The organism is Aliiroseovarius sp. S1339 (assembly GCF_023195695.1).
Lineage (GTDB): Bacteria > Pseudomonadota > Alphaproteobacteria > Rhodobacterales > Rhodobacteraceae > Aliiroseovarius.
In genome coordinates this window covers 24,476-36,968 of sequence record NZ_JALPQG010000011.1, presented here as the reverse complement: position 1 = coordinate 36,968, position 12,493 = coordinate 24,476, and the positions used below count along the sequence as shown (strand labels likewise).

12 protein-coding genes and 1 tRNA gene are annotated in these 12,493 nt (G+C 57.0%); 8 read left to right on the top strand and 5 right to left on the bottom strand.

The window, feature by feature from the left end; genetic code table 11:
* Position 1: 1 nt before the first annotated feature.
* Together MUY35_RS15245 and MUY35_RS15240 are read right to left on the bottom strand one after the other, a co-directional pair.
* On the bottom strand, positions 2-790 hold the full coding sequence (locus MUY35_RS15245) for an SseB family protein (protein WP_248370038.1): 789 nt from the start codon (positions 788-790) through the stop codon (positions 2-4).
* On the bottom strand, positions 787-1,395 hold the full coding sequence (locus MUY35_RS15240) for a uracil-DNA glycosylase family protein (RefSeq protein ID WP_248370037.1): 609 nt from the start codon (positions 1,393-1,395) through the stop codon (positions 787-789). Before MUY35_RS15240 ends, MUY35_RS15245 begins: the two co-directional genes overlap by 4 nt.
* A 96-nt stretch (positions 1,396-1,491) precedes the next feature.
* Here MUY35_RS15240 and MUY35_RS15235 point away from each other — a divergent pair, with 96 nt between their 5' ends.
* The 8 genes from MUY35_RS15235 (at position 1,492) to MUY35_RS15200 (ending at position 9,414) form a co-directional block, all read left to right on the top strand.
* Positions 1,492-1,833 (top strand): metalloregulator ArsR/SmtB family transcription factor, encoded by a 342-nt coding sequence (locus MUY35_RS15235; protein WP_248370036.1) that lies wholly within the window; start codon positions 1,492-1,494, stop codon positions 1,831-1,833.
* The gene (locus tag MUY35_RS15230; RefSeq protein WP_248370035.1) at positions 1,826-2,875 is read left to right on the top strand and encodes a permease; all 1,050 of its coding nucleotides are present in this window, start codon (positions 1,826-1,828) and stop codon (positions 2,873-2,875) included. Before MUY35_RS15235 ends, MUY35_RS15230 begins: the two co-directional genes overlap by 8 nt.
* 152 nt (positions 2,876-3,027) lie before the next feature.
* Positions 3,028-4,326, top strand: a complete 1,299-nt coding sequence (locus tag MUY35_RS15225; protein WP_248370136.1) for a Na+/H+ antiporter NhaA — start codon at positions 3,028-3,030, stop codon at positions 4,324-4,326.
* A 217-nt stretch (positions 4,327-4,543) separates the two neighbouring features.
* Positions 4,544-5,203 (top strand): ATP-binding cassette domain-containing protein, encoded by a 660-nt coding sequence (locus tag MUY35_RS15220; protein ID WP_248370034.1) that lies wholly within the window; start codon positions 4,544-4,546, stop codon positions 5,201-5,203.
* Positions 5,181-6,902: a capsule biosynthesis protein gene (locus MUY35_RS15215; protein ID WP_248370033.1), complete on the top strand. Its 1,722-nt coding sequence runs from the start codon at positions 5,181-5,183 to the stop codon at positions 6,900-6,902. Before MUY35_RS15220 ends, MUY35_RS15215 begins: the two co-directional genes overlap by 23 nt.
* Before the next feature lies 1 nt (position 6,903).
* The gene (kdsA, locus tag MUY35_RS15210; RefSeq protein WP_248370032.1) at positions 6,904-7,737 is read left to right on the top strand and encodes a 3-deoxy-8-phosphooctulonate synthase; all 834 of its coding nucleotides are present in this window, start codon (positions 6,904-6,906) and stop codon (positions 7,735-7,737) included.
* Positions 7,734-9,188 carry a phosphomannomutase/phosphoglucomutase gene (locus tag MUY35_RS15205; protein ID WP_248370031.1) on the top strand — a complete coding sequence of 485 codons (1,455 nt, stop codon included), beginning with the start codon at positions 7,734-7,736 and terminating at the stop codon, positions 9,186-9,188. The genes kdsA and MUY35_RS15205 overlap by 4 nt, the downstream gene beginning before the upstream one ends.
* 151 nt (positions 9,189-9,339) lie before the next feature.
* Positions 9,340-9,414 (top strand) — tRNA-Gln (locus tag MUY35_RS15200).
* A 216-nt stretch (positions 9,415-9,630) separates the two neighbouring features.
* On the opposite strand, the gene MUY35_RS15195 is transcribed toward MUY35_RS15200, so the two are convergent.
* From MUY35_RS15195 to MUY35_RS15185, 3 genes are read right to left on the bottom strand one after another with little or no spacing between them, the layout of a single operon-like run.
* Positions 9,631-11,310, bottom strand: coding sequence for a recombinase family protein (locus MUY35_RS15195; protein WP_248370030.1), 1,680 nt, complete (start codon positions 11,308-11,310; stop codon positions 9,631-9,633).
* Entirely contained in the window at positions 11,307-11,744 is a 438-nt protein-coding gene (locus MUY35_RS15190; protein ID WP_248370029.1) for a DUF2924 domain-containing protein, read from the bottom strand. The genes MUY35_RS15195 and MUY35_RS15190 overlap by 4 nt, the downstream gene beginning before the upstream one ends.
* Positions 11,744-11,980: a DUF3489 domain-containing protein gene (locus MUY35_RS15185; protein WP_248370028.1), complete on the bottom strand. Its 237-nt coding sequence runs from the start codon at positions 11,978-11,980 to the stop codon at positions 11,744-11,746. The genes MUY35_RS15190 and MUY35_RS15185 overlap by 1 nt, the downstream gene beginning before the upstream one ends.
* Positions 11,981-12,493 lie beyond the last annotated feature (513 nt).

Below are 12,493 nucleotides of genomic sequence, written 5' to 3'. Positions count from 1 at the left end.
GTTATTTCAGGATTGGTGGCTTTTCAGGGTCCGATCCCGGCGCAACCGGTGCCAAACGCTGCGGAGTTTGCGGTGCAGGCAAATCAAACCGCACCCCCAATGCCGCCAGCTTACCGCCTACTTGATCGCTGCCCGCGAAGAAGCCCACGTCTATTTCGCCCGCATCAAGCCCCGAAAAGGTTAGCGCCTCATTCGCAGCCCCCGCCAGCGCGTTCTCGGCGCCCGCAACTGCATCAATAAACCCGAGCAGATGCCCTTTGCGCCCATCGGCATACGTCACGCCAGCCAAACACGCGTGGCTCGCCAATCCGCCCGCGCTTGCCAGTTTGGCGTCCAGCGCTGCGATCAGCGTTTCGGGGGCGGATGGGCTGTGCACCTCTGCAATCCGCGCCTCGACCTGTTGGGGGCCGGATTTCAACGTGTCCGCCAGCCAATCCAACGCATCAGATGGGATCAGGATTGAGGATGGGGCCACGCCAAGGTTTACCCCCAAGCCGATGTTCTGACCCGCCAACATGCTTGCGATCACGCGGCCCGGAAGGGCGGCATAGGGGGCAGGGGCGCCGACGAATTCCGCCAGCCGATCTTCGCGGTCGAACACCAGAACAAAGGATGCGCCCTCCAATTCGAATATATCGGGTGTGATGTCATTGCCAACTGGCTCTTCAGTCAAAAGCAGGAACAACTCGCCATCCGCCAGACGTTCATAGAACCGAAGCCGCGCCGCGTCATCGTTCAGGTCGGCCTGCATCGCGGTGTGGGCGTCATCAAGGCGGGTTGTTTCGGTCATAGTTTGGCCTCTGCGCTCGGGTGCGACAACATCTCTGCCACGCGGGCTTGTAAGACCGGTAACAGCTTGGCTTCGAACCACGGGTTTTTCTTCAGCCATCCCGTATTGCGCCACGACGGATGTGGCAAGGGAAAGAGCCGTGGCGCATGATCGCGCCAAGCTTGAACGGTCGCCGTCACCCCCTTGCCGCGTCCAAGATGGCGCGCCTGCGCATAGCCGCCGACCAGAAGCGTCAGTGGCACATCTGAAAGGGTGGCATCCACCCGGTCGGCCCATGTCTTGGCGCATATCTTGGGCGGCGGAAGGTCGGACCCCTTCGCGTCATAACCCGGAAAGCAGAACCCCATCGGCGTGATGGCGATGCGCGTCTTGTCATAGAAAGTTTCCCGGTCAACGCCCATCCAGTCGCGCAGACGGTCGCCGGACGGATCGTCAAAGGGCAGGCCCGATTTGTGCACCCGCATCCCCGGTGCCTGCCCAATGATGCGCACTCGCGCAGCGGGCTGGAACCAGACCACCGGGCGCGGGGCGTGACGTGTTTCAGTGGCGGCAAAGCGGTCGGCACATAGGCGGCAGGCATCGATTTCACGGGCTAGATTGGTCATGGTCACAAGTTAGGGACCGGCAGCCGCCCATGCAATATTTCGAAGTTTGTCGAAATAAGTGTTGCCTTGGTTATTCATTTCTATATTTCTAGAAATATGAAATACGAATCTCTTGAACCACTCAACCTCGACATTGCCGCATCGCAATTTGCAGCCCTTGGGTCCGAACACCGCCTGTCAGTGCTGCGCGCCCTGGTGCGGGCTGGCCCCGAAGGTTTGCCCATTGGCGCGTTGGGCGAACGGTGCGGGGTCACGGGCTCTACGCTCACGCACCATATGAAAATCCTCGCCGCTGCGGGACTGGTGACACAGTCAAAACAAGGCCGCAATATCATCTGTGTGGCCGCCCAATACGAGGTTATGTGCGCGCTGTCTGACTATCTTTTGTCTGAATGCTGTGCCGATTGCCCGGACGGAAAGGGCCACGATCATGGCTGAAACAACTCAATCGCACCCGCCTTCAAGAAACTGGAAAATTGATAAGGCATGGGTCGTGATCTTACTGATCCCGCTCGTTCTGGCCCTGTTCGCGCCGGACGAAGTCTGGCCGATGATCACATTTGCGTTGACCGCATTGATGCACACGGCCCCGTTTATCCTGTTTGCGATCCTAGCGGTCGCATACCTGAAGGCGACGGGGGCGGAAAACCTTCTGGCCCGCGCGTTTGAGGGGCGCGAAGTGCGCATGATCGTGCTGGCCGCATTTGCAGGAGGCCTGTCCCCCTTCTGCTCGTGCGAGGTTATCCCGTTCATCGCCGCCCTGCTTGCTGTCGGCGCGCCCTTGGGGGCCGTCATGGCGTTCTGGCTATCCTCGCCATTGATGGACCCCGCAATGTTCGCCATCACGGCTGGCACGTTGGGTACGGGGTTTGCCGTGGCCAAGACCATAGCGGCGGTGTCGATCGGCCTTTTCGGTGGGTTCACGGTCCGCGCAATGGCTCACACGGCCCTGTTTGCCGATCCGTTGAAGAACGCACCGGCCCCGGCGTGCTGTTCTTCGTCGGGCTGTGGCACCGGATCGGGTGCTGACATCTACTCGGGCGAGGTCAACTGGCAATTCTGGAGCGATCCGGCGCGCCGCACAACCTTCGGGACAACAGGGTTTGAGAACCTTCTGTTCCTCGGTAAATGGCTGCTTCTGGCCTATATGATCGAGGCGTTGATGCTGCGCTATGTACCCGCCGATCTGGTGGCGCAGGTTCTGGGTGGGTCTGGTATCGGGCCCGTCTTGCTGGCCGCAATCGTTGGCGCACCAGCTTATTTGAACGGTTATGCCGCCGTGCCGATGGTGGCGGCGCTGCTTGAACAGGGCATGTCCAATGGTGCCGCGATGTCCTTTGTGATTGCTGGTGGCGTCAGTTGCATCCCCGCCGCTGTGGCCGTCTGGGCGCTGGTCAAACCACGCGTCTTTGCGGCCTATCTTGGGCTGGCAATCATTGGCGCAATCGTGGCTGGTCTAAGCTGGGGGGCCATCGCCTGATCAGGTCCACTGACAGTGTTTCAAGCTCGACCATTGTCGTTTTCCGTCAGGTGCAGTATTTCCTGAGACCAACGAACAACACGGTCGCGTCTCAGCTTTTTCATCGCTGGGGCGCGGCCTGTTTGTAGAACGGGAACCAGATGGGCCATCTTATGTATCGCGTATGGAACTTTGTCTCGACCTACTCAATCCTCCTGGTTTGTGGAGCGGTGCTTGCACTGATCTGGGCCAACATTGATCCTCAGTCCTATCGGCAGGTCGTCGACTACCCACTGTGGTTCAATGATTGGATCGGTGTTGATATCGGACATTGGGAACAAACCTACGGCGAAGCCGGGCGTATTTTCGAATATGGCGATATCGAACACGTGGTGACGTTTCACTATCTTATCAATGATATGTTGATGGCGTTGTTCTTTGCCATCGCTGGTAAAGAAGTCTGGGAAGCCCTGATCCTTGAACGCGGATCATTACGCGGCAAGAAGTCGGCGACCCCACTTGTTGCGACTGCGGGCGGCATTTTGGGCCCGATCGTGGTGTATCTTGGCATTGCGTACTTCCTTGGCTCGACAACATTTGATGCGGTGTCGCGCGGCTGGGCCGTTCCAACTGCGACCGACATCGCGTTCAGCTATCTGGTCGGCCGTCTGGTCTTTGGTGCAGCCCACCCGGCGGTTCGCTTCTTGCTGTTGCTGGCCATCGCCGATGACGCGGTGGGCTTGATTATTCTGGCGGTCTTCTTTCCTACGGGCGAACTGGCACCGATCTGGCTGCTGCTGTCCGTAGTGGCGTCTGCGGCGGTGTTTCTGTTCGTCAACTTCCTTCCACGGCGCCTGGATCGGGGCGACCAACTGCGCCACCGTTCGACATGGGTACGCAAGAAGCTGGGGTGGTATCCTTATGCCATTGCCGGGTGTCTAAGCTGGTATGGTTTTGCGCGGGCCGGCATCCATCCGGCGCTGGGCCTGCTGCCGGTCATCCCCGCTATTCCCCACGCAGACCGCGCTTTCGGCTTGTTTGCCGAGGCCGAGAAGCACTTGAGCGACACCTTGAACCAAATGCAGCACGGATTGGCCATTCCTGTGAACATCATACTGTTTTTCTTCGGGCTTCTGAATACAGGTGTCGAATTCGCAGCCATCTCAGAGGCCACTTGGCTGGTTTTGGCGGGTCTGGTCATCGGTAAGCCCGCAGGCATCTTCCTGATGGGGTGGCTTGCGGCCTATCCAATGGGGCTAGGGTTGCCAGTCGGTATGCGTCTTTCTGATCTGATGGTGATTGGGTTCGTTGCGGGTATCGGCTTTACCGTGTCGCTTTTCGTCGCTTCGGTGGCGTTCAACGCCGGGCCGGTTCAGGATGCGGCGAAAATGGGAGCCTTGCTCAGTTTCGGCGCGGTTTTCCTGGCGCTTGTGGCTGGTAAAAGCCTTAAAGTGCAGAAACAAGAGCACTAAGGCCGGTCATGGATTTCAGTGTGTCTTAGGCTCGCTCCCAGACGTTTCGTCACGCGACTTTAAGGGATCAGTTCCCGAAAAATTCCCCGCAATTAGAGGCACATCATTGATATGTGCGGGTGGTTTTCGACATAATGATGCCTAAGTAAGCGATTATAGCGCTACGTTAAGAAAGCTTGTCTATAAATGTCAGGCGAAAGCAGTGCCGGAGCACCAAATGCTCGAGTTCGACAATGTCAGTAAGTCCTTCTGGACGGGACAACAACGCAAAGTCATTCTGGACGATGTGTCCTTTCGGGTTGAGCTGGGAAACTCCTTGGGCATTCTGGCGCCCAATGGCACCGGCAAGACAACGCTGATCAACATGATGGCGGGGCTTGAAAAGCCAGACGAAGGTGAAATTCGCCGCGGGTGCAGGATTTCATTTCCGCTGGGCTTCATGGGCGGCGTGGTTGGAAAGCTGTCGGCTAAGGAAAACGCGCGTTACATCGCAAAAATCTATGGCCTTGATCCTGACTATATCGAGGCATTCACCCAGTGGCTTTGCGAGCTCGAGGAGTATTTTGATTTTCCTGTGGCCACTTACAGCGCCGGTATGCGGGCGCGTTTTTCCTTCGCATTGTTGCTAGCGTTGGACTTTGACATTTATCTGATAGATGAGGGTATGCCGCAAAGCACGGATGCGCAGTTTAACCGCAAAGCAGGCGACGTGCTGCGTGACAGGCTGACCAATTCAACGGTGATCATCGTGTCGCATCAGGCGCAGACCCTTGAAAAGTTCTGCCAGTCGGCGGCGGTCCTTCGGGATGGCCAGCTTTATATGTTTGAAACTTTGGAAGAAGCGAAACGGCTTTATGACTACGAAACCCAGGGCTAAGAAATTTCGCATCAGCCGAACGTCGCGGGCTCGGCAGCCGGAGTCCGTCCAGTCCGTCCAGTCCGAAAACGACGTTTTCGCCCAGCGGATACAAGCCGCCGCCAAGGACGCAAATTCAACGACACCAACGGCCGATGTGGCGCAAAGTGCGACCAGCCAACGCACGCCAAATCCGTTAGAGGAATTGGCTCAATCAGCAACCGAGGATGGGTTCCCCAAAGAAGGCTTCGTCTCGAAAAGTCAGCTAGGGCATGCCCAGACCAACGAAGATGAACTTGCCGTGATAGAGGCGATCCGGAAAGAGGGCTTGACCGGCCGCCAGCTTAGAATGGCGCGACGGGTTGCACAGAAACACGGCATAGCGGTCGAGTCCGACTTTGATGCGGTCCACAAGCTCCGTCAGGCGGGGATTGACCCGTTCAAACGCTCGAACATGCTGGAACTTGTGGGTGCCGATGGCGGGGGGCGAACCACTGGCAAAGGGGCAGATAACTTGCCGCAGACGCGCACGTTGCCGCCGCTGCCCGCAAGCCATGTTTATGACGAGGCTGATCGCGCGCGGTCAATCCGCGAAATCCAGCTGGACATCGCGCGCCGTCGCCGCAGAAACCTGCGCCTGCTGTTTGCGCGTCTGGCGTTTTTCGTCTTTCTTCCGACCATCGTTGCGGGGGTTTATTACTACAAATACGCGACCCCAATGTATGCCACCAAGACAGAGTTCGTCATTCAGAAGGCAGATGGCGCAGCAGGCAGCGGACTGGGCAGCCTGTTTGCTGGCTCGGGCTTGGCGACTTCGCAAGATAGCATTACGGTGCAAAGCTATCTGACCTCGCGCGATGCGATGCTCAGGCTGGACGGCGACATCGGTTACAAGTCGGTCTTTTCCGATCCCAACATAGACGCGATCCAGCGCCTTGATGAAGATGCCACCAATGAGGGTGCATATAAACTCTATAAGAAAAACGTGAAAATCGGCTTCGACCCTACCGAAGGCATCGTCAAGATGGAGGTGGTTGCACCAACACCAGAACAAAGCGCCAAGTTTTCCGAGGTCTTGATCTCATACGCCGAAGAACGGGTCGACAACCTGACCCAACGGCTGCGCGAAGATCAGATGGAGGGCGCTATTTCCAGCTATGAAAAAGCTGAACGCGACATGCTGGACGCCCAAGCCGAAGTGTTGCGCCTGCAAGAGGATATGGGCGTTTTCGATGCGAACTCTGATGCGTCAGCTTTGATGACGCAGATCACTGGTTTCGAAAGCCAACTGCAAGAAAAGCGCCTGTCCTTGCAACAGCTTTTGGACAATACACGGCCCAACAAAGCGCGGGTCGATGGATTGCGCGGTGACATTGGCCGACTTGAAACGCTGATCGCCGAATTACGTGGCAGGTTGACTGAAACGGGCGGCGAAAATGGGTCGCTGGCGTCGATCAGCGGGCGTTTGCTGATCGCGCAAACCAACATGCAAACACGCACCGCTTTAATGCAGCAATCGCTGCAGCAGTTGGAAACCGCGCGGATCGAGGCCAATAAGCAAACACGCTATCTGGAACTTGGTGTGCGTCCTGTTGCACCTGACGAGCCGACCTATCCACGGTCGTTTGAAAACACGTTGCTCGCGTTCTTGATATTCGCGGGACTTTATCTGATGGCGTCAATCACAGCGTCGATCCTGCGTGAACAGGTATCGTCTTGATATGAAAGATGTGGCTGTCGGAGATCTGCGCATTGGCAACGACCGCCCCCTGATCATCATCGCGGGTCCCTGCCAGTTGGAGGGGCGGGACCACGCTGTGATGATCGCCGAAAAAATGGCGCGCATCTGCGCCGATTGCGGGGTCGGCTATGTGTTTAAGGGATCCTTCGACAAAGCCAACCGGACGTCATTGTCGGGCCAAAGGGGCCTTGGGATAGACGAAGGTTTGGCCGTCCTTGCGGCGGTAAAAGATCAGGTGAACGTGCCGGTTTTGACCGACGTGCATCTACCGGATCAATGCGGCGACGTCGCCCGCATCGCCGATGTCCTGCAAATTCCCGCATTTCTGTGCCGACAAACAGATCTTCTGATTGCCGCCGCAAAAACTGGCAAACCCATCAACATCAAGAAGGGTCAGTTTCTCGCCCCGTGGGACATGGAACATGTAGTCGCGAAAGTGACTGGCTCGGGCAATGCGCAGGTGATGTTGACCGAGCGTGGCACGTCATTTGGCTATAACACGCTTGTCACGGACATGCGTGCCTTGCCGCAAATGGCGGCATCTGGATACCCGGTGATCATGGATGCCACCCACGCTGTACAGATGCCGGGAGGGCGGGGGGTCGCGTCCGGTGGGCAGCGAGAATTCGCGCCCGTCCTTGCGCGCGCAGCAGTGTCGCTGGGCATCTCAGGCGTGTTCATTGAAACCCATCCAGACCCCGACAACGCGCCGTCAGACGGGCCAAACATGATCCCGCTGGACCAGATGGCGCAGCTAATCGCGGATCTTGCGGCCTTTGATCGGCTGGCGAAGGAAAGACCTTTGCGGCGATGACGATGCGCTTATGTCCCAGCGGATTTAGGGAATATGACGCCCGCTGGCGTTACCCGGATGATATCGATCTGGACGGCATGCGTGCGGTCGGGTTGGGTCTTGGTACGCAGTTGATGCGACGCGGTGCGGGGCGTCAGATCATCGTCGGCCATGACCACCGAAGCTATTCCCCCGCGATGAAAATGGCGCTGTCGGAAGGTCTGATGCAGGCTGGTGCGCATGTGCACGACATTGGTATGAGCTTATCGCCCACGGCCTATTTCGCTCAGTTTCATCTGGATGTGGGCGCGGTCGCGATGGTAACTGCCAGCCACAACCCAAATGGTTGGACCGGTATTAAGGTGGGTTTTGATCGCCCCTGCACGCATGGGCCTGCGGAGATGGCGGAGCTGAAAGCCATCATTCTCCGTCAAGATTTTGATCGAATGGAAGGGGGTAAAATCGAGCCTGTGGCGGGTGTGAAGGATGCATATCTCAACGATGTGGTGTCGGGCGCAAAGATCTCGCGCCCGCTGCGCGTGGTCTGTGCCACGGGCAACGGAACCGCAGGTGCGTTCGCGCCTGACGTTCTGCGACGGCTTGGCATTGAGGTGATCGAGCGGCACTGCACGCTTGATCACAGCTTCCCAAACTACAACCCAAACCCGGAAGCCCTTGAAATGCTCAGTGATATGGGCGCGGCCGTCCGCGAAAGTGGGGCAGATTTCGGTGTGGGGTTGGATGGCGACGGCGACCGCCTTGGCGCTGTGGATGATGCTGGTAACGCGGTGTTTGCCGACAAATTGGGGTTGTTGTTGGCGCGCAATATCGCGGGCGCGATGGCTGGGGCGCGGTTTCTTGTGGACATAAAATCCACCGGGCTGTTTGCCACCGACCCTGTCTTATTGTCCTACGGCGCGGTTGTCGAATATTGCAAAACTGGCCATAGCCATGTGAAGCGGCGGCTTCGTGCGATTGGCGCGCAGGCGGCGTTCGAAAAGTCCGGCCACTTCTATTTTGGCAATCCAATAGGGCGCGGTTTTGACTGTGCCCTGCGCGCGATGGTCGAGCTTTGCAGGTTGATCGACAACAACGGTGATACGACCCTTTCAGACCTGATCGCGTCCTTGCCACCAAGTTGGACCTCTCCCACCCTTTCACCCACATGTCCGGATGATCAGAAATACGAGGTTGTCGCGCGACTTACAGAGGTCTTTCGTCAGATGCAGCGGAACGGCGACATGATTGCGGGACGCAAAATTGCCGACATTCAGACGGTCAATGGCGCGCGCGTCCAGCTTGACGACGGCGCATGGGCGCTTGTCCGTGCGTCCTCCAACACGCCCAACCTCGTGGTGATCTGCGAAAGTTTCACCAGCAAAGCTGACCTTCGCAAGGTGTTTGCGGGCTTTGACAACATCATCCGCCGAGAGTCAGTTATTGGTGCTTATGACCAGACATTATTAGATTAGGACCCAAGTCGAAACGCCGCCCGACGGATCATCGCGACGTGGCGGCTATCCCTTGGCATTGGCGCAGTTTGCCACGAATGGATTGTGAGAAAGAATCCACTAATTTGGGGTTGCGCTGCGGGTTGGCTTTGGCTAGGAAAGCGCGCACAGTTGGGGTGTAGCCAAGTGGTAAGGCAACGCTTTTTGGTAGCGTGTACCGTAGGTTCGAATCCTACCACCCCAGCCAACACTCATGACAAATTCATACCAATACCAGTCTTCGGATTTTTCTCTGTGTTTTCCGGGGTCTTTCAGGGTATCCGGATACCCCAGACCCGGAACGTGCCGTAAATCAGTGAGATTCTGCTAAAAGTCTGGAAACGGCTTTTGGACGGTCGACGGTAGGGTGTGTTAGATGCTGCTGGGATTATGCGGGGCTGGTCCTATCAGGATCCGAGCCTATTTACAGGGTGCGGAACACTTCTCTCTGTTCATCCCAAAGTGCCGGAATGGCATGGCGCAGCAACCATTCTGATGTCAGGCCAGTTGGTTGAGAACCGGCAAATACATCTCTCAAGACATCCGGAGCCAGGAATGCCAGATCGACCAGCTTGTAAACCCGGTGTTTTGATACGCCTTCAGATGCAGCAATCTCGGCATAGGTTTTCCCGGCTCGGATCAGGTTAAAGTAGTGATGCGCCTTTGCGATGTTTTTGAACAGGGTTTCATCGCGCGGACTGGTTGTGTCGGACAGGACAAGTTTCGTTTCAACACCCCGCTTGCGGTGTTGGAACGCGGCGTCGATCTCGAGGCATTCTTCTGACACACGTTTGGAGGCAACATCCAGAATTTCAGCCAGATTTTCCGGGGACATAGAAATCTTGATCTGTCCTGGTTTGATTTGAATGCGATGACAAAGCGGCAGGAGAAGACTGCGCTTTTCGTTGTGCTCATTGGCTTCAGTACCAGTGATTTTTGCCAGCTTTTTTGCAATCGCTGCAGTCTCTTCTGTTGTTGGGTCGCTCACGATATTTGCCGTCACGGCCGGGGTACCCAGATGCTTGCGGAGCAGTGTAGCAACCAGTGTTTCCAGCTCAGGCCCGGGCAGTCGCCAGCCAGATGGGTCTTTGGCGCCTTTACTTCGTATCAGACGGTTTGAAACATAGTATCTGAGCCGATGTCCTTTGGAGGACTTTGTATGGCTCGGGGTGAGACGATCACCGGTTTCGTCAAACAGTTTGCCAATCAGAAGTGAGGCCTGTTTTCGACCACCTCTTCCCTGTCCTCTCTCTTTGCCGAGGCGGTTGCTAACTGAACGGCCCATCAACTGGTCCTGCAGCGCATCCCACAGCTCTGGCTCGATGAGCGGTGCATGCTGGCCGGGATACACGTTTGTCTTATGGCGAATGCGGCCCGTGTAGACCGGATTGGTCAGGATGTAATAGATGTGACCAAAACTGAAGGGCGTTCCGCCCTTCAGCCGGCCCGATGACAATGTGCGGATGGCTGTCTTAAGACCCAGCCTGTCTGCCTGATCTTTCACTTTCCGAACCGTGCCATGCTCTTTGTAGAGATCATAGATCGTTCGGATAATCTGCGCGTCCGGCTCCTTGACCTTCAGCGTTCTGCCATCAGGTTCATAGCCCAACGGTACGTTGCCCCCCATCCACAGGCCTTTCTTTTTGGAGGCTGCGATCTTGTCGCGAATGCGTTCGGCCGTAACCTCCCGCTCAAACTGGGCAAAGCTGAGCAACATGTTCAGCGTCAGCCGCCCCATGCTTGTGGAGGTGTTGAATGATTGGGTCACAGAGACAAACGATCCGCCTGCCTCATCCAGAACCTCGACGATCTTGGCAAAATCACCCAGCGATCGTGTCAGCCGGTCGATCTTGTAGACAACAATCCGGTCCACCTTGCCTGACCGGACGTCTGCCATCAGCCGCTGCAACCCAGGACGCTCCAGTGTCCCGCCCGACAGCCCACCATCATCATAAGCATCAGGAACCAGAACCCAGCCCTCAATCTTCTGACTGGCGATAAAGGCCGCACAGGCTTCGCGCTGTGCATCCAGCGAGTTAAACTCTTGCTCCAGCCCGTCTTCCGAGGATTTGCGGGTATAGATCGCGCAGCGGGTCTTCTTCATGCGACACCACCCGATTTGCTTTTCAGCCCGAAGAAGCGTGGTCCAGACCAGCTCGTCCCGGTGATGTGCAGGGCTATGGCCGACAATGACTTAAACCGCTCACCATTCATTACATATCCATCATCGCTAACATCGACCTGATACCGCCGCCCGTTCCATTCCCTGACAAGCTGCGTTCCTGGTCGGATTGCTGCCGGTGTGTTCCTCATGGTCTTACCTGCGCTTGCGGAATCGAAGGCCCGCTTCACGTCCGGCGACAGCCCGCCAAACCGGCGGCACTGAACATGCCAGATCAGTGCCTTACGCATGAAAGTCATCGACAAAAAGTGAGGTGGTGTGTTGTCGAAAGCCTCTGTCCAGGCCACCCGAAGGGTCGAACGATCCATGTCAGAAAGTTCTGCCCAACGAGCTTCTACCGCGCTCTCAGCGGTCATCAGACAGCATCCGCCGCGGGCCTGTCGACAATGCGGTATCGCAAGGGCTTGCCGCTGCCCGGCTTCTCAGCGTCCAGCACGTATCCCGACTTGCGCAGGCCCGTCAGTGCCGCACGTGTGGAGTGTGGCTGCCAGTTGAATTTCTCGCTGATGGCGGCAACATCCGCCCCGGCTTTCCGGCTCAGCATCTGAATCAGTTGGGCTTTTTTGGTCGATGGTTTTGTTTGTTGGGTCATGAGGTCTCCTAATCAGGTTACACAGGACCTGACCGGCCCTGCTACCGACCACAGCCCGGAGGTCCGGGCGGAGAAGTTCACGCGCACGCTTCAGGTGCGTCGCTACGACAGTTTGCTCTGTTTGGCCAGCTAGTCCAGTCATTTTGTGGAGAACGGCCCTAAGCCGCCTTTGGCCGTGATGCTTCGATGCTGCAGTCGCAGCCCGCATTGCCGCCATTCGCTGCGGACGCCAAGCCGATGACACCTTATACTTCTGCTGGCGTGGACGAACGTGCCTTGCCTTGCAAAATGAGAATTACCACATGTAAATTGATTGCCCGAAAACGGATCGACTCAGACTGAGCAAAAAGGCGCACCCGATGAGCAGCGAACTTCCACTCCCTGAGAAGCTTGGTGGGACCCGAAACCACGATGAAAAGCATCCTTGGGTAGGGCTTGTCGGGCGTGGCAACAGCGGGTGGAGTTATGCTACGTGGCGAAAAGGCAGCTTCAGCACAACTGGAAATCCGGGTT